Origin of the sequence: Microbacterium sp. NPDC058021 (assembly GCF_042885955.1) — a bacterium.
Classification (GTDB): Bacteria; Actinomycetota; Actinomycetes; order Actinomycetales; family Microbacteriaceae; genus Microbacterium.
On sequence record NZ_JBHVRF010000008.1, the window covers coordinates 43771 to 59751 of the forward strand.

General features: G+C 68.0%; 14 protein-coding genes. 10 read left to right on the forward strand and 4 right to left on the reverse strand.

All coding sequences use genetic code 11. From position 1 onward, the window contains the following. Positions 1 to 6: 6 nt before the first annotated feature. The 3 genes from ACFVR6_RS15960 to ACFVR6_RS15970 are packed head-to-tail and all read right to left on the reverse strand — an operon-like array spanning position 7 to position 1606. Entirely contained in the window at positions 7 to 591 is a 585-nt protein-coding gene (locus ACFVR6_RS15960; RefSeq protein WP_386964820.1) for a small multidrug efflux protein, read from the reverse strand. 52 nt (positions 592 to 643) lie between these two features. Continuing rightward, on the reverse strand, positions 644 to 1405 hold the full coding sequence (locus ACFVR6_RS15965) for a MerR family transcriptional regulator (RefSeq protein ID WP_386964822.1): 762 nt from the start codon (positions 1403 to 1405) through the stop codon (positions 644 to 646). A gap of 9 nt (positions 1406 to 1414) precedes the next feature. After that, positions 1415 to 1606: a hypothetical protein gene (locus tag ACFVR6_RS15970; protein WP_386964824.1), complete on the reverse strand. Its 192-nt coding sequence runs from the start codon at positions 1604 to 1606 to the stop codon at positions 1415 to 1417. Positions 1607 to 1766: 160 nt separating this feature from the next. Here ACFVR6_RS15970 and ACFVR6_RS15975 point away from each other — a divergent pair, with 160 nt between their 5' ends. The 6 genes from ACFVR6_RS15975 (at position 1767) to ACFVR6_RS16000 (ending at position 8655) form a co-directional block, all read left to right on the forward strand. After that, complete coding sequence (locus ACFVR6_RS15975; protein ID WP_386964826.1) at positions 1767 to 4520, forward strand: helix-turn-helix transcriptional regulator; 2754 nt, start codon at positions 1767 to 1769, stop codon at positions 4518 to 4520. An 87-nt stretch (positions 4521 to 4607) separates the two neighbouring features. Then, positions 4608 to 5279: an NAD(P)H-binding protein gene (locus ACFVR6_RS15980; RefSeq protein ID WP_386964828.1), complete on the forward strand. Its 672-nt coding sequence runs from the start codon at positions 4608 to 4610 to the stop codon at positions 5277 to 5279. A gap of 128 nt (positions 5280 to 5407) precedes the next feature. Then, the gene (locus ACFVR6_RS15985) at positions 5408 to 6322 is read left to right on the forward strand and encodes an ABC transporter ATP-binding protein (protein ID WP_386964830.1); all 915 of its coding nucleotides are present in this window, start codon (positions 5408 to 5410) and stop codon (positions 6320 to 6322) included. Further along, entirely contained in the window at positions 6319 to 7191 is an 873-nt protein-coding gene (locus ACFVR6_RS15990; protein WP_386964832.1) for an ABC transporter permease subunit, read from the forward strand. Before ACFVR6_RS15985 ends, ACFVR6_RS15990 begins: the two co-directional genes overlap by 4 nt. A gap of 48 nt (positions 7192 to 7239) precedes the next feature. Then, entirely contained in the window at positions 7240 to 7656 is a 417-nt protein-coding gene (locus tag ACFVR6_RS15995; RefSeq protein ID WP_386964834.1) for a GNAT family N-acetyltransferase, read from the forward strand. Positions 7657 to 7722: 66 nt separating this feature from the next. Continuing rightward, positions 7723 to 8655 carry a CPBP family intramembrane glutamic endopeptidase gene (locus tag ACFVR6_RS16000; RefSeq protein WP_386964836.1) on the forward strand — a complete coding sequence of 311 codons (933 nt, stop codon included), beginning with the start codon at positions 7723 to 7725 and terminating at the stop codon, positions 8653 to 8655. A gap of 29 nt (positions 8656 to 8684) precedes the next feature. Here the strand turns inward: ACFVR6_RS16000 and ACFVR6_RS16005 are convergent, their stop codons facing one another. Further along, on the reverse strand, positions 8685 to 9281 hold the full coding sequence (locus ACFVR6_RS16005) for a GIY-YIG nuclease family protein (RefSeq protein ID WP_386964838.1): 597 nt from the start codon (positions 9279 to 9281) through the stop codon (positions 8685 to 8687). 316 nt (positions 9282 to 9597) lie between these two features. Between ACFVR6_RS16005 and ACFVR6_RS16010 the strand changes: the two genes are divergently transcribed. From ACFVR6_RS16010 to ACFVR6_RS16025, 4 genes are all read left to right on the forward strand, one after another. Beyond that, positions 9598 to 10140: a hypothetical protein gene (locus ACFVR6_RS16010; RefSeq protein WP_386964840.1), complete on the forward strand. Its 543-nt coding sequence runs from the start codon at positions 9598 to 9600 to the stop codon at positions 10138 to 10140. A gap of 33 nt (positions 10141 to 10173) precedes the next feature. Then, positions 10174 to 11466: a hypothetical protein gene (locus ACFVR6_RS16015; RefSeq protein WP_386964842.1), complete on the forward strand. Its 1293-nt coding sequence runs from the start codon at positions 10174 to 10176 to the stop codon at positions 11464 to 11466. Positions 11467 to 11468: 2 nt separating this feature from the next. Beyond that, positions 11469 to 14597, forward strand: a complete 3129-nt coding sequence (locus tag ACFVR6_RS16020; RefSeq protein WP_386964844.1) for a GmrSD restriction endonuclease domain-containing protein — start codon at positions 11469 to 11471, stop codon at positions 14595 to 14597. Between the two features lie 183 nt (positions 14598 to 14780). Further along, positions 14781 to 15956, forward strand: coding sequence for a DNA cytosine methyltransferase (locus ACFVR6_RS16025; RefSeq protein ID WP_386964846.1), 1176 nt, complete (start codon positions 14781 to 14783; stop codon positions 15954 to 15956). The last annotated feature ends 25 nt before the right edge of the window (positions 15957 to 15981 follow it).

Sequence of the window (15981 nt, forward strand, 5' to 3'; positions counted from 1 at the left end):
TCGTCGTCACACCCCCACGACGTAGGTGAGGGCGAGCCAGAACCCGACGGTGGTCACCGTCGTCCACAGCACGATGGCGACGGCCTGCCAGAGCAGCACCCACGCCCGCGAGGTGCCGGCGGCGACAAGCATCGCCGAGGTGAACTGGGTGGGAATCGCGAGGGGCCCGAGAATGCTCGCCCCCGGCACGCCGAAGCGCACGAGCCACGTCTTGACGCGCTGGCGCCCCTTCGATTCGGGTTTAGCGGATGCCAGCGGCTCGATGACCGCGGCATCCATGTCGGCAGCCGGATCCGCGAGCGACGACGCGCCCACGGTCGCGCCGACCCGCGCTCTGCTGCGGGAGACGACGGCGGTGCGCGCCCGCGAGGTGAGCAGCACGATGATCAAGACGGTGAGGAAGTTGCCCGCGACCGCGGCGCTCGCCGCAGCAAGGGGGTGCATGCCGCCGATCATGCCGATCACGGCCCCCACCTCCCCTTCGACCATGGGGATCGCGGCGGCGAGCGCGACGACGAGGGGCTTGACGAGCTCGGGCACCTGGGTGGCGAGCTCTTGCAGGTTCAGGATGAGTTCTTGCACGAAGTTCATGGCATTTCCCTTTTCTGTTGTGGTGTGTGGAAAGTAAGGAGATCCCCTGTTCTCAGAACAGGGTCAAATCGTCGGGTTCGGCGCCCGCCCGCGCGCGCTCCTGCGCGATCAGGCCGGCACGGTGGAGCACGTCGATCTGCGCGGGGTTGTACAGCTCGGTCACCGCGTCGATGAACGTCTGCTGGGTCGCGCGCGCGTGGGGCACGGCGTGCCTCGCGGGGTCTGCGAGCCACGGGTAGTCGAGGAGGTTCCGTGCCAACGTGGGCGCGAGTCGCTCGGCGAGACGCTGCCGGGTGGCCTCGTCGGCGTCCGCCGGCAGCGCGCTGACCTCGTCGCCGACGGCGCCGGATTCGGCATCCACTTCGACCATGCGCCGCAGATCCGCCAGCGCATCGTCGTCGTAGAAGCGGGCGTAGATGTGGATGATGGAGCGGTCCGCCTCGGACAGGTGAGCCGCGACCGATGCGAACCCGGCGGGGGCGTCGGCCGGGGCATCGTCGCGCAGGATCGCCGCGATGTCGGCGCGCGCCTGCTGCAGTCGCTCGATGTTCGCCGCCAATTCGGCATCCACCGCGCGCAGCGCGTCGGGCGCGTTCTCGTCGCCCGCGCCGACCGGGCCGACCTGCGACAGCGGCACGCCCAGCTGCGCCAGCCGGCGGATGCGCAAGAGGCGCACGAGGTGGCGCACGCCGTACTGCTTGTACCCGTTGTAGCGACGTGTGGGCTCGTCGAGCAGGCCGAGGCGGTGATAGTGCCGCACGGTGTTGACGGTGGTGCCCGCCAGATCGGCGAGCTCACGGGTGCTCCAGGCCATCATGTGCTCCTAGCGCGGGATGCCGGCGCTGCGTGCGCCGAGCAGGATGCCGGCGAGGGCGGCGGCCAAACTGATCGATCCCGCGTATCGGGTGCCTGGCTCGGCCGAGGCGGACGGCTCCCGGGTCAGTCCGCGCGGAGGCGGCGCGGCGGGGGCCTCGGCGGCCACGGCGGGCCGTGGGGTGGACGTTTGCGTGCTCATCAGGGGTCCTTTCTCAGGTGGTCCCGTCAGCGTCGCAGCGGCGCCCTCACCATCGCGTCGGTAGCCGTCCCTACGCGAAAGCTCCGCAGACCGCGACCGCATTTGTTCGCGTCGGTGACAATCACCTAGTACGGTGGCGACCACCCGAAGGGAGCCACCCGTGACCCACCTTCTCGGCCGGCATGCCGAACGCGAAGCGGTCGAGAAGCTCGTTGCCCGTGCGCGGACGGGGCACAGCGGAACGCTCGTCGTGCGCGGCGAAGCCGGCATCGGTAAGACGGCGCTGCTCGATCACACCCGCAACGTCGCCCGCTCCTCGGGGTTCCGCGTGCAGGTCTCGGTCGGGGTCGAGTCCGAATCGCAGTTCGCGTTCGCCGGCCTGCACCAGGTGTGCGCAGCGCTGCTTCCCCACGCGAGCGACCTGCCCGCGCCGCAGCAGCAGGCACTGGCTGTGGCGTTCGGGCAGCAGGCGGGCGACCCGCCCGACCGCTTTCTCGTGGGGCTCGCCACTCTCAACCTGCTCGCCGAGGCGGCCGAGGAGCGGCCGCTGCTGTGCCTCGTCGACGATGCGCAGTGGCTCGATGATGCCTCCGCGCAGGTGCTCGCGTTCGTGGCGCGGCGGCTGTCGGCCGAGCGGATCGCGCTCCTGTTCGCGCTGCGCGATGGCGCCCGAGAGGATGCCGCCGCCGCGTCGACGGCGCTGGCGGACTTGCCCGAGGTGCGCCTCGAGGGACTCTGCGAGGCAGATGCGCGCGAACTGCTGGCGTCAGCGCTGCCCGCTCCCCTCGACGAGAGGGTGTTCGAGCGGATCATCGCCGAGTCGTACGGCAATCCTCTTGCGCTGGTCGAATTGCCCCTCAGCGCGGCGGCCGCACAGCTGGCTGGCGGATACGAGGTGCCGAGCGCTCTGGATGTGCCGCGCCGCGTCGAAGAGAGCTTCCGCCGCCGATCCCAGAGCCTTCCCGCCGACACCCAGCTGCTGCTGCTCGCCGCGGCAGCGGACCCCACCGGAGACGCGGCGCTGCTGTGCCGCGTGTCGGCGCAGCTCGGTGTCGCTGAAGACGCCCTCGCACCTGCCGAGGCCGCCGGGCTGCTGGTTGTCGACAATCGGGTCACCTTCCGGCATCCGCTCGTACGCTCGGCCGTCTATCGTGCTGCGCCGCCGCCCGACGTGCGTCGCGCGCACGACGCCCTGGCGGCCGCCACCGACCCCGACACCGACCCCGACCGCCGCGCCTGGCACCGCGCCCAGGCGGTACAGGGCACCGATGAGGATGCCGCCGCCGAGCTGGAGAGGTCGGCGGATCGCGCACGTGCCCGCGGCGGGCTGGCCGCATCGGCGGCGTTCATGGCGCAGGCGGCGACGCTTACTCCGGAGCCGGGCGCACGGGCGCGCCGGGCGCTCGAAGCGGCCTACGCCAAGCACGAGGCCGGCGCCTCCGAAGCGGCATCCGAACTGCTGGCGATGGCCGCCGCGGGGCCGCTCGACGCGTTGCAGCGGGCCCGCGTCGAGCTGCTGCGCGCGCGGATCGCGTTCCACGTCGCACGCGACGGTGAGGGGGCGGTGATGCTGTTGAAGGCGGCCGAGGGCCTTGCCCGCCTGCATCCGGCGCTCTCACGCGAGACCTACCTCGACGCACTCGACGCCGCGATCAGCACCGGCGACCCCGGGATGGGCTCCGCGGTGCGGGACGTGGCTGAGGCCGCGCGCAGGGCACCCGTCCCCCCTGGGCCACCACGACCGGCGGATCTGCTGCTCGACGGGCTGGTGACTACGTTCACCCGGGGGCACGCGGCGGGCGTGCCGGAGTTGCGGCAGGCGCTGGCCGCATTCTGCGACGGCGTAAGCGGTGACCCGGCGACCGACGCAGACATCCGCCGCTGGGGATGGCTCGCGGCGCGCACGGCGATGACGATCTTCGACGAGGACCTCTTCTTCACGCTCGGCGCGCACCATATGCGGTCTGCCCGTGAAGCCGGCGCGCTGGCCACGCTCCCGGCTGCTCTCCTCGTCCAGTCCGTCATACTCGTGCTCTCCGGTGAGTTCACCCGGGCGGCCGAGCAGACCGAGGCCGCAGCGGCCACCAAGGCCGGACTCCACCTCCACGCGCGCCTCATCCTGGCTGCGTGGCGCGGCCATGCCGAAGAGGCCGCGGAGATCACCTCATTGATCGGCGAGGCGGGCCCCGCCCGCGGGCGCAGCGCCGAGATGATCATTGCCGGGTACGCCTTGGCGGTGTTGCACAACGGTTCGGGCGACTACGCGGCGGCACACAGCGCTGCGGCACGGGGCATCGAATGCGAAGGCCTGAAGTACAACAACCTCATCTACTCCGAACTCGTCGAGGCGGCCAGCCGTTCCGGCCAGCCCGAGAGCGCGACCGAAGCACTCGCAGAGCTCACCGCACGAGCGAACGCCGCCGGCACCCCCTGGGGCCTCGGACTCGCCGCCCGCTCCCGGGCGCTGACCACGAGCGGTCCGGCCGCCGAGGACCACTACCGCGAGGCGCTGGATCACCTCGCGCGCAGCCGCATGGCGACCCACCTCGCCCGCACGCACCTCGTCTACGGCGAGTGGCTGCGCCGCGAAGGCCGGCGCCAGGAGGCCCGCGAGCAACTGCGCACCGCCCACGACATGCTGACGACCATGGGCGCCGAGGCCTTCGCCGCGCGCGCGGCCCGAGAGCTGCGCGCGACCGGCGAGCACCCGCAGAAGCGCACCGCCCAGCCGACCGACGCACTCACCGCACAGGAGCTGCACATCGCCCGACTCGTGGCGTCGGGAGCGACGTCGCGCGAGGTCGGCACGCAGCTGTTCCTCAGCCCCCGCACCATCGAGGCGCACCTGCGCAACATCTTCCGCAAGCTGGGCATCACCTCTCGCCGGCAGCTGCGGGATATGCCGCTGACCTGACCTGCGTTCACGCCCCCGCTTGACCCGGTGCCGGGAACAGGGGGTGGAGTGTCCCCACGTCGTCTTCGACGGAAGGGAGCACAGCGGATGAGGGTTTTCATCATCGGGGTCAGCGGCGCGATCGGCGGTCTGCTGGCGCAGGAGCTTCTGGACCGCGGCGACCTCGTCACGGGCCTCGTGCGCCGCGAGCAGCAGCGCGCCGACCTCGCGGCCCGTGGCGTGGACGCGAGCGTCGGCGACCTGGCCTCCCTGAGCGCCGACGACCTGGCATCCCTGCTGACGGAGATGGATGCCGTCGTCTACACCGCCGGCTCGAACGCGGGCGCCCGCGACGTCACGGTCGCGATCGACGGCGAAGGCGTGGTGACGGCGCTGGATGCCGCGTCGCTCGCCGGGGTGCGCCGTTTCGTGCTGGTGTCGGTGCTGCCCGAGGCGGGCCGAGGGCAGAACCTCAGCGCCGACGAGGAGTTCTACTTCGCGGTCAAGAAGCTCGTCGACGTGACGGTCAGCATGAGCGACCTCGATTGGGTGATCCTGCGGCCGTCGCTGCTCACCGACGACCCCGCCACCGGCACCGTGGCGCTCGGGCCCGCGCAGCCACACGACGAGATCCCCCGCGCCGACGTCGCCGCAACCCTCGCCGAGATCCTCCACCAACCCCGCATCTCCCGGCAGATCCTCGAACTCACCCAGGGCGCGACCCCGATCGCGCAGGCGGTGCGGGCCGCCCACCCCCGCATCGCCTGCGGTGGCTTCTGACGGGCGAGACTCCGCCCGCATTTGACCGTGTGCCGACCACACGGTGTCCACTGGGTGGGCCCCGCGGGAGCCGCCTCGGCCCCCGCCCGCACGGCGTCGTCCGACACAGAAAGACCTGGAGCACCTCAGTGATCGAAGCTCACTCCCTGACCAAGCGCTACGGCGCGAAGACCGCCGTCGACGGCATCGACTTCACCGTGCGCCCCGGGATGGTGACCGGATTCCTCGGCCCGAACGGTGCGGGAAAGTCCACCACCATGCGCATGATCATGGGGCTCGACCGCCCGTCGTCCGGCTCGGTGACGGTGAACGGCATGCCCTATGCCCGGCATCGCGACCCGCTTCATCAGGTGGGAGCGCTGCTGGATGCCAACGCGGTGCATCCCGGGCGCAGCGCCCGCAACCATCTGCTCGCGGTGGCCGCCACACATCGCCTCGGCGCGAAGCGCGTGGACGAGGTGATCGCGCGGACGGGGCTCGACTCCGTCGCGCGCAAGCGCGTGGGCGGGTTCTCGCTGGGCATGGGCCAGCGGCTGGGGCTCGCCGTGGCGCTGCTGGGAGACCCGGCGACCCTCATCCTCGACGAGCCGGTGAACGGTCTCGACCCCGAGGGCGTGGTCTGGGTGCGCCGGCTCGCGCGCAGTCTCGCTGCGGAGGGGCGCACCGTCTTCCTCTCCTCACACCTGATGAGCGAGATGGCGCAGACCGCCGACCACCTCATCATCCTCGGCCGTGGACGCATCGTCGCCGACGCTCCGGTGAGCGAGATCCTCGCGGGCGCGGAGGGCGAATCGGTGCAGGTGCGCACGCCGCGGGTCGTCGGGCTCTCGCGCCTGCTCGAAGCGGAGGGCGCGATCGTGAGACCCCTGGAGGACGACCTGGTGTCGGTGACCCGGCTCACTGCGCCGCGCATCGCCGAGCTCGCCGCGGCGGCGGGCATCGTGGTGCACGGGCTCACTCCGGTGGCGCGGTCCCTCGAGGATGCCTACATGGAGCTGACCCGAGACGACGTCGAATACCGCAGCACGGAGGTGGCCCGATGAGCACCACCACCACCCACCCCAGCCGCTCCCCCGTCGGCCACGATCTGCGTTTCAGCGGCGTGCTGCGGGCGGAGTGGATCAAGCTCCGCAGCATCCGCTCCACCTGGTGGGCCTACGCGATCCTGGTGGTCCTCACGGTCGGGTTCGGGGCGCAGATGTCGGCGTCGCTCAGCTTTCAGGGCGTCGATGCCATTCCCACCCAAGACGCCATCCAAGACATGGCCGTCTACGCCGTGATGGTCAGCACCGACGTCGGCGCCCTCATCGTGAGCGTGCTGGGCGTGCTCATCATCGCCGGCGAATACGGCACCGGCATGATCCGATCGACCCTCACCACCGTGCCGAAGCGCGTGCCGGCGCTCGTCGCCAAAGCGCTCGTCTTCGCCGTCGCGACCTTCGTCGTGAGTGCCGTTGCGTTCACGATCACGGCTCCGGTCTCGGCGGCCCTGTTCGCGGCCGACGGACTCAGCGTCGCCCTCGACGACCCGCAGTACTGGCTCGCGCTGCTCGGGGGTGTGGGCTACCTCGTGCTGGTGGGTCTCATCGCCTTCGGCATCGGGGCGCTCCTGCGCAACACCGCCGGCGGCATCGCCGTGGCGCTCGGCCTGGTGCTGGCGGCGCCGCTTGTGCTGGCCCTCCTGCTCGGCTTCGCATCGTCGGGCTGGGTGGAGAACCTCGCGATGCTGCTGCCCTCCACCGCCGGCAGCATCCTCTTCAGCTACCCGACCGAGCAGAGCTGGGTGACCCTCGCCGCACCGGAATCCGTCGGCTGGCTCACCGAACCGTGGCAGGGCGGGCTCGTGCTCGGCGCCTGGGCCGTGGTTCTGTTCACCGCCGCGGCCGTGTTGCTCAAGCGTCGGGATGCCTGAGCGCGCCGACCCGGCATCCAGACCATGACAACAGAGAAGGAGAAGGACATGACTCAGGAGACGACGACCGCCGCGGGCGAAACCGCGACGGTGCACCTCGCTCTCGGGGATCGGATCAGCAGCTACATCGCGAGGTTCGCCGACGGGCGCGTCGCGGGGCGGGCCGACTTCATCGACGCGTCGGAGGGGCGCACCGAGCGGATCTTCTTCCACACCGAGGTCGATCCGGCGTACGGCGGCCGTGGCTTCGGCGTGCTGCTGCTGCGCGAGGCGCTGGCCGACAGCATCCGCCAGGGCGTCACCGTCGTGCCGGCGTGCCCGCTGTTCGCCCGGCACCTCACGAAGCACGGCGGGGAGTACGTCGCCGAGGGCGGCGCCTATCGCACGCCGCGGTTCGCGGATATCGATCTCGTAAAGCGCGCCGTCGGGGGTCCGTCACGCGGGGCCGGTGCCGGTCGCGCTTGACCCTGTGGTGACCACACGGTGTCCAGTGGATGCCACCCCCTCGTTCCGATGAAAGCAGGACCCGTCATGACCGCCCAGACCGACACCCTCGCCCCCGGGGTCGAATACCACCGCGTGCTCGCCGGCGACCAGCGGCGCATCGGTCGCGGCATCCTCGCGATCGTGCTACTGATCGGCGGGATGTTCTTCCTCAACGTCCTTTTCGCCGCTGTCGCGGTGATGGTGAACCCGGTTCAGCAGGACGGTGGCGCGGCGTATACGCCGCTGCTGCACGCGGCGGGAATGGCGTCGGTGGCGCTGCTGACCCCGTGGAGCATGCTCATCCAGCGGTGGCTTTACGGCGTGAGGGGCGCGTCGCTGCACTCGGTGTTCTCGCACTTCCGCTTCGACCTCTTCGCAAAGGCGCTGCTGTTCGTCGTTCCGGCGTGGAGCATCGTCTCGGTCGTGCTGTACTGGTCACCGTTGCCTGAGGCGAGTTGGAGCCACACTGATGTGCTGTGGTTCCTGCTCGCCACGATCCTGCTCACGCCGCTGCAGGGCGCAGGTGAGGAGTACGGCTTCCGCGGACTGATCTTCCGCGTCGCCGGCGGGTGGGCGCGTGGGGCGCGGGCCGGGCTCGTGGTCGGCATCGTCGTCTCGAGCGTCGTGTTCGCCATCGTCCACCTCTCGACCGATGTGTGGCTGAACGCCTGGTACCTCGTCTTCGCCGTGGGGCTGTCGCTGATCACCTGGCGTACCGGCGGCATCGAAATCGCGATCGTGCTGCATGCGATGTTCAACACGGTGAACTTCGTGTTCGACGTGGCGCTGCGCGTGGACATGGCCACCGCGTACGACCGGTCGGCGGGCGTGGCCTCGGTGGAGACGCTGGCGCCGATGGCCGTGATCGTCATCGCCGTCGTGGTGGTGTGGGTGCGGACGCGGGGGAAGGGGGCGGTGCGGGTGCCGGCGGGGGCTGGGGAGCGCGTGGAGATGGGGAACGCGCCGTCCCGCGTCTGAAGCCCGGGACTCAGGACTGAATGCGGTGTCTACACCACGGCGTCGGACGAGGCCCAGGCTCTCGCTTCCGCAGCCATGCGGGCGCGAGCAGCGCTGAGCCCCGGTGCAGGATGTGGGTTTCCAGACAGGTTGAGTGGTGGGTTCAATCGCCGGATGATGGCGCTCTCGATAAGTGCGAGCGGTTCGTCTAGCACTCGTGGCGCAGGCCACACTGCGATGGCGAGGTGGCGATGCATCCACGCCGTGAGCGCGTCGTCATGTTCGCGGGAAAGGCCGTAGTTGCTGAAGTGCGCCGGCTTATCCGGGTTGCGGGGCATCCCCCGCAGACCCAGCGTCTCGCGCAGAAGCGCCGCAAAGGACCGGCGAACGGTGCTGCTGCCGGTCTTAGCACGCACGGCTTTATTGACAGCGAAATGACCCTGCAGCTCGCGGCGCGCGAGGCTGTCCTCGGCTTTCCCGATATACAGCGGGCCGTCGACATGCGGGCTCATCCGTAGCTCAGTCCAGGCCTCCGTATCGCCGTAGATGGCGTAGAGCCCCGGCGCGGGCGGAACAACTCTCGGCGCGTCGGTGATCGCGATTCGCAGACCACGAAGGTCCGCCATTGCATCCTCAAAGTTCGACATGAGATGGACCGTAGCAGGTGTCCACATTGCCCATATAATCCCAGCTTGACCAGCTTGTTTCCGGATTTTCAGGGATCGGTGGGACGTCATCGGGCTAAAGGCCGAAGCACTCCGCGAACGCATGCCGTCGCTCTGTTCACTGCGGTGTCCACGGGAGCATATAGATTGGCATCGCCTGCACCGTTGCAAGCACCTGGGGGAGATACACCGCATGACCATTACGTCTACGCCGACTTCACGTGCGCCGAAATCACGCATAAGAAAAGGACCACTCAGAAGAGGCCTCGGGGTTCTACTCGTTCTGCTTCTCGTCGTAGTGGCCACTGTCATCGGCTTCGTGTCGAGTGGGCTGTTCGCCGCCGCGCAGGCCAGCGATTCGCAGATCTACCAGTCGGTGCAGCGGCAGGAGAAGGTGGCGCTGCTGGCGCTCAGCATCCAGGGCCTCTCACGGGAGGAAGCCGACGGCAGCATTCTGGGTATTCCGGCGCCGGCGGGCGATCGGACGACGATTATCCAGTACGCCTTCACCGCTCAAGTGGGCATCGACGGCTCACACGCGACGATCGAAGCAGCCGGCGACGGCGAAGGATCCTACGTGGTGTCCATCCCGGAATTCATCTTCATCGGGTACGACGACCCGCACTTCGAAGACGCCGTCGAGAGCAACGGCCCTCTCAGCTTCCTGACCGAAGAAGTTGAGGAGACCCAGATGATCAACAACATCCTCAGCGACGAGAATCAGCAGAAGTACATCGACGACCACACCGAGATACTCCGGGATCAGGCCCAGACGTACTACACGGGCATCATCCAGGGCATCCATCCCGACGCGACGCTGACCTTCGAATTCGCATCATGACCACCCAACGCAAGAACTGAGGATGCCACGACCATGACCACCCCGGAACACCTCGAGCCTTCCGACGACACCAGCCCAGACATCGAACTCATCGTCGACGGCGACGGGCTGGCGGTCATCGGTCCTCCCGCGGCGGTCGATCGATTCTTCGCCTCGACCGGGCTCGCCTCGCGCGAACTCGACCTGCGCCGGCTCTCTCCCATCACCGCCCGGGGTGGGGCGGCGCTGCAGGCGGCATCCGAGATCTCTGCAAATGCCGGCCGATGGATGAAGCTCACCGAGGAATCGGCGCGCGCTGCGCGGCAGCTGCCGGCGGTGCAGAACTCTACGACGAAGTTCTTCCACGCCACCACGCGAGCGCCGAACGGGCAGTTCACGAAGAGCCTGCAGTTCGTCACCAATCCAGGGGCCCTGCTCGCCAACCCTGCGCTTCTCGCCGGGGTCGGCGGGCTCATGGCGCAGTATGCGATGCAGCAGACCATGGAGGAGATCACCGAGTACTTGGCGAAGATCGACGCCAAGGTCGATGACATCCTGCGTGCGCAGAAGGATGCGGTATTCGCCGACATGATCGGCGTCGAGTTCCTTCTCGACGAGGCCATGGTCGTGCGGGCCCGGGTCGGGCGAGTGTCGGAGGTGACGTGGTCCAAGCTGCAGTCCTCAGCGGGGACCATCGCGCGGACTCAGGCCTACGCCCTGCGCCAGCTAGATGCGCTTGCCGAGAAGCTCGAAGCCACCGCGAAAGTGGGCGACCTCGCCGAACTCGCCGCGCCGGCTGAAGCCACGACCATCGAATGGCTCGCCGTGCTCGCGCGCTGCTTCCAGCTGCAGGAGGGCATGGCCATCATCGAACTCGACCGCGTACTCGATGCGGCACCGCATGAGTTGGACGAGCACCGCATCGGGCTCCAGGCTGCCCGACAGCGCCGCGTCGAGCTGATCAGCCGGACGACGGCGGGACTCGTCGCACGGATGGATGCCGCGGCGAAGCGCGCCAACGCGAAGGTGCTGCTCCACCCGATGTCGTCGCGCGTGGTGGTTCAAGCGAGCAACAGCGTCGCGGTGGGGGTGGACGACTTCCACGGCAGTATCGGAATCGCTACCGATCGGGCAGCCATCGAGGGCAGACGCTGGACCGAGGCCGCCGAGGAAGCGCGAGACGATGTGCTTGAGGCCGGGGCGGATGGCTTGCAGGCAGTCGGGCGGTTCGGCAATGAGGCACTAGAGAACGCTCGCATGTCCGCAGGCAGGTTCGCCGGGAGGCTGGCGGAACGCCTGCAGCGCACCGATGAGCCGGATGAGACGCGGGCCAAGGGGAGCGACTAAACATGCACGTGCAGGAGATTCGACTTCAGCAGGTCCTCGAAGGCACCAAACAGTACCGAGTCCCGCTTTACCAACGCACGTACTCGTGGACCCCCAAGCAGTTGTCCCGCCTGTGGGACGACGTCGTCGACCTGTCCGACGCGCGCACGGACGATCCGCACGCCAAGCACTTCACGGGTTCGCTCGTGCTCTCGACGGGCGGCATCGGTCCGGGCGGTGCCGAGTTCCTCGTCGTCGACGGCCAGCAGCGCCTCACAACACTCTCCGTGCTGATCGCCGCGATTCGCGATCACATCGCCAAGACCGACCCCGATGCCCCCGAGAAGGTGGCGCGCCTCCACGAGACCTATCTCGCAGACCGATTCAAGCGCGGCGACGACCGCTTGAAGCTGCTCCCCACGCAGGCTGATCGTGACGCGTTCCGCTCGGTCGTCGACCGCACCGTGGGCGACGAACTCCGGTCGGGCGTCATCGACGCCTACCGGTTCTTTCGTGCTCGCCTGATCGAAGTTGACGACCCGGATGACCCGCACGACATCGATCGGATCGCGTCTGCCGTACTCGACGGCTTGGTCTTCGTCGCAATCACCGCGAGCCACGACGACAACGTCTATCGGATCTTCGAGTCACTCAACAACACGGGAATGAAGCTGACGCAGGGCGATCTGCTGCGCAACTACATCTTCATGCGTCTCGGTCTCCGCGGCGAGGAGGTCTACACATCAGTGTGGCTGCCGATGCAGACGATGCTGAGCTCAGCCGACCTTGAGGCGCTCTTCTGGATGGACATGACCTGGTCACATCCAGAGGCGAAGCAGGGTGATATCTACGCACTGCAGGAGTCGCGAATGTCGAAGCTCGGCGACGCGGACGTCGAGACCGAAGTGCGGCGCTACGCCCGTCTCGCCCAGCTGCTCGCCCAGATGCGCGATCCGTCGCGCGCACCGGATTCGTCGGTGCGCGGACGGCTCGAGAGGCTCAATCAGTGGGTCAGCGTAGCCGCAGAGCCCCTGGTGCTGAGGATTCTCGACGAAGGCGATCGAGGTGCGTCGACCGACGAAGTTTCTCGGGCGCTGGAGATCCTCGAGTCGTACCTCGTACGCCGACTCCTCATCAACGCTCCCCCGAGCGCGCTGTCGCGCATACTTCTCCGCGCCGCCGACGAGTTGGAGCCCGACGACCTGTCGGGCTCGCTTCACCGCTACCTGTCGAAGGGGCGAAAGTTCTACGCCACCGATCGACAAATCACGGAGGCGGTTGTCAGCAGGCCGTTCTACTACTCCGGACGCCCGAATCAACGTAAGACACTGCTGGCCTGGCTCGAAGAGCTCTGGGCAGGCAAGGAGCCGGCGTCGCTAGAAAAATCGACGATCGAGCATGTCATGCCGCAGACGCTCACCCCTGCCTGGCACGACAGCTTGTCGAGCGACCTCGGGGAGTTCGCGTCGGTCGAGGATCTCCATGAGGCCTACCTCCATACGCTGGCCAACCTGACCTTGTCGGGCTACAACTCGGAGCTCAGCAACTCTCCATTCGAAACGAAGCGCAAACTCCTCGCCGAGAGCAACATTGCTCTGAACCGCTCCATCGCTGAACACTCGCGCTGGGGCAGGGAGCAGATCGCGCAGCGCGGTGCGTTGCTCGCGACCAGGATCACCGAGAACTGGATCGCGCCCCTCCCCGACACTGACACGGTCGAATCGGGCATCGCCTGGAAGGTAGCCGCCGCTGCCATCGAGGCGATACCGCCGGGCAAGTGGACGACCTACGGCGATGTGGCGACCATCGCCGGCACGCACCCCGTGCCGCTGGGGGTGTATCTCGGCAAGACCGAAGTACCGAACGCATGGCGCGTGCTTCAAGCGGCGGGAACCGTCTCACCCGGATTCCGCTGGACCGCCGGCAGCGAGCACGCCGAGCGTGATCCCCACGACGTGCTCGTGGCCGAAGGGATCCTCTTCGACACCGCCGAACGGGCCGACGCAACGCAGCGGCTGTCGGCGCGCGACCTCGCCGCGCTCGTGGGAATTGCTCTTGAGGGTGACGATGATGACGCCGAAGGGACGGACGAGTCCGAGCAAAGCGAGAGCGCATATCTCGCACAGCTCGCGTCCCGGTTCGCACCGTCCACCATTCACGGGGTGATCGAGCTGTTCACCGCGTGGCGCGCGATGGGCGGATTCGTGACATTCGGCACATCCACGGACGTCGGCGCCTTCCTGCACGTGCGCGAGCCCGGTGCCGGCAGCCACATTTGGCCGATCGTCGTATACAGCTCGGGCAGCGTGGAAGTCGTCTTCCAATGGCTTGCCAACCGGGCACCCTTTGATGACCGTAAGCTGCGGGACGAGTTCCGCGCCCGGCTGAATGTCGCACGAGATGTCGAGCTACCCGACTCGAAGCTCGAGAGTCGGCCCTCTTTCTCGATCGAAGTACTGGCCGACATCACAGCGCGCGCCAAGGTTACCGACGCTCTGGAGTGGTTCATGGGCGTCGTCGGTGAATACGACCGAATCGCACAATCAGGCGCGTTCGCTTCGAGCATCCATTTCACCGTCGATGGGGTGAGCAGGGAGCTGTCGCGCGACCGCGTGGTCGAAGCGATGCACGGGCATGAGCCTGCACGCGTCGTGACCTACTGGGTGGACATCGAGGGCACGCGATGGCCCGTCAAGCAGGCGTTCTCGGTCGCACTCGATGTCGAGCCGTCGCAGTTCAATTCGTCAGAGGCGCGCCGTCACTTCCGTGCACTCGGGTTCGCAATCGGGACTGATGCGCCCGACCGTGATCCGGGTGCGAGCCCCGATCTGTGGAGCACGGATGATCTGCGCCGCTTCGCCGCCATGGATTCGGCGACGAGCGTGACGATCGGGAAGGTGATGGATGCCCTCGCGGAGCGACCGAACTCATGGGCGTCGACGACTGAGCTCGAGATGCTCACGGGAGTCGAGCGCCGCAAGCTCAAGGGCGCTTTCGCCGCCCTGACGCGGCAGTTGAATGCGTACTTCGACGAGCAGGGCTGGATGCTGAGCTTTGCGTGGGGCCCACACCTCGGTCGCGAGTACCCGGCCGAGGGGCACTATCGACTGACTTCGGCGCAGGCCGAGCGATGGTTGGCCGCCCGGGCGTGAGGATCCCAAAGCGAATCCCCCTCACAACAGGGCCGCGCCCCGCGCGCCGGCACAACGTGGGGTTAGTCGTCGCGAACCACCCGAGCGCGTCTCGCGCCTCCGGCATCGTTGAATGGCGCCTAGCCTGCGGAGGTCAGCTCCACACGCTCGAATGTCAGCCGCACTTACTAGAGTGAAGTCGACATGCCCGATGTTCTCCGATCTCATCCGCTGCTCCAGCGCGCCGCTCCGCGGTTCGACGATGGCAAGGCTGCGCCGGTTCGCATCGTCGATCTCTTCGCCGGCTGCGGCGGTCTCACTTTGGGCGCTGCCCAGGCCGCGTCGCTCCACGATCGCGCCGTGGAGATCGCGCTCGCGGTGGACTTCGAACCGCTTGCGACAGAGGTGTATCGCCGTAACTTCCCGTTCGCCTCGAACATCGAGACGGGACCCGTGGAGATGCTCTTCGACGGAGACACCGGGAGTCCCCCGACGTTCGCTGAGAAGCGAGTCGCGGCGCGTGTCGGCGAGGTCGACATCATCCTCGGTGGACCACCGTGCCAGGGGCACAGCAGTCTGAACAACCACACCCGACAGGTGGACGAGAAGAACGCGCTGTATTTGCGCATGGTTCGCGCTGCGGAAATCCTCACGCCGCGGGTCGTAATCATCGAGAACGTGCCGGCGGTTCGCAACGACCGTCACAACGGCGAAGGCGTCGTGGCCCGCGCAGAGCGTCGGCTGATGGAGATCGGGTATCGCGTCGCGGAGCGGATCATCGAACTTGAGGCTCTCGGCGTCGCGCAGCGGCGCAGGCGCCACGTTCTGCTCGCGGTAGCGGAGAGCGAGGCCATCTCACCGGAGTCGCTCTTCGAAGCAATGCCGACAGAAGAGCCCTGCACTCTCCGATGGGCGATCGGCGACCTGCTCGATATCGGAGGAGACGCTCCTTGGGATCGCGAGCCGCAGGCGAAGAGAGAAAACCTCGAGCGAATGCGGTACCTGCTCGACAATGACGAGTTCGACCTTCCGAACAGGTTGCGCCCGAAGTGCCATCAGGGCGACCACTCCTACAAGTCGATGTACGGCCGGCTCCGTTGGGACGAGCCCGCGCAGACCATCACCAGTGGATTCGGAAGCATCGGGCAGGGCCGCTTCATGCACCCCGAGCGAGCACGCGCACTCACCGCTCATGAGGCGTCCCGCATTCAAGGGTTTCCGGACTACTTCGACTTCTCTTCCTGCCCGACGCGGCACGCACTCGCGACGATGATCGGGAATGCTGTGCCACCTGCCTTGTCGGCTGGGGTTGTCAACGCATACCTGGCCCTTGCTCAGGCGCGAAGCGAATCATCAGGGCAGCTGGCTGCCATGGCCTAGCGGTCAGCGCACAGACAATGGACTG

Bases quoted from the DNA above. Each gene is read 5' to 3' on its own strand.
- ACFVR6_RS15980 (WP_386964828.1), top strand. From the start codon at position 4,608: ATGAGGGTTTTCATCATCGGGGTCAGCGGCGCGATCGGCGGTCTGCTG.
- ACFVR6_RS15965 (WP_386964822.1), bottom strand. From the start codon at position 1,405: ATGGCCTGGAGCACCCGTGAGCTCGCCGATCTGGCGGGCACCACCGTC.
- ACFVR6_RS16000 (WP_386964836.1), top strand. From the start codon at position 7,723: ATGACCGCCCAGACCGACACCCTCGCCCCCGGGGTCGAATACCACCGC.
- ACFVR6_RS16025 (WP_386964846.1), top strand. From the start codon at position 14,781: ATGCCCGATGTTCTCCGATCTCATCCGCTGCTCCAGCGCGCCGCTCCG.
- ACFVR6_RS16015 (WP_386964842.1), top strand. From the start codon at position 10,174: ATGACCACCCCGGAACACCTCGAGCCTTCCGACGACACCAGCCCAGAC.
- ACFVR6_RS15960 (WP_386964820.1), bottom strand. From the start codon at position 591: ATGAACTTCGTGCAAGAACTCATCCTGAACCTGCAAGAGCTCGCCACC.
- ACFVR6_RS16005 (WP_386964838.1), bottom strand. From the start codon at position 9,281: ATGTCGAACTTTGAGGATGCAATGGCGGACCTTCGTGGTCTGCGAATC.
- ACFVR6_RS15970 (WP_386964824.1), bottom strand. From the start codon at position 1,606: ATGAGCACGCAAACGTCCACCCCACGGCCCGCCGTGGCCGCCGAGGCC.
- ACFVR6_RS15995 (WP_386964834.1), top strand. From the start codon at position 7,240: ATGACTCAGGAGACGACGACCGCCGCGGGCGAAACCGCGACGGTGCAC.
- ACFVR6_RS15990 (WP_386964832.1), top strand. From the start codon at position 6,319: ATGAGCACCACCACCACCCACCCCAGCCGCTCCCCCGTCGGCCACGAT.
- ACFVR6_RS16020 (WP_386964844.1), top strand. From the start codon at position 11,469: ATGCACGTGCAGGAGATTCGACTTCAGCAGGTCCTCGAAGGCACCAAA.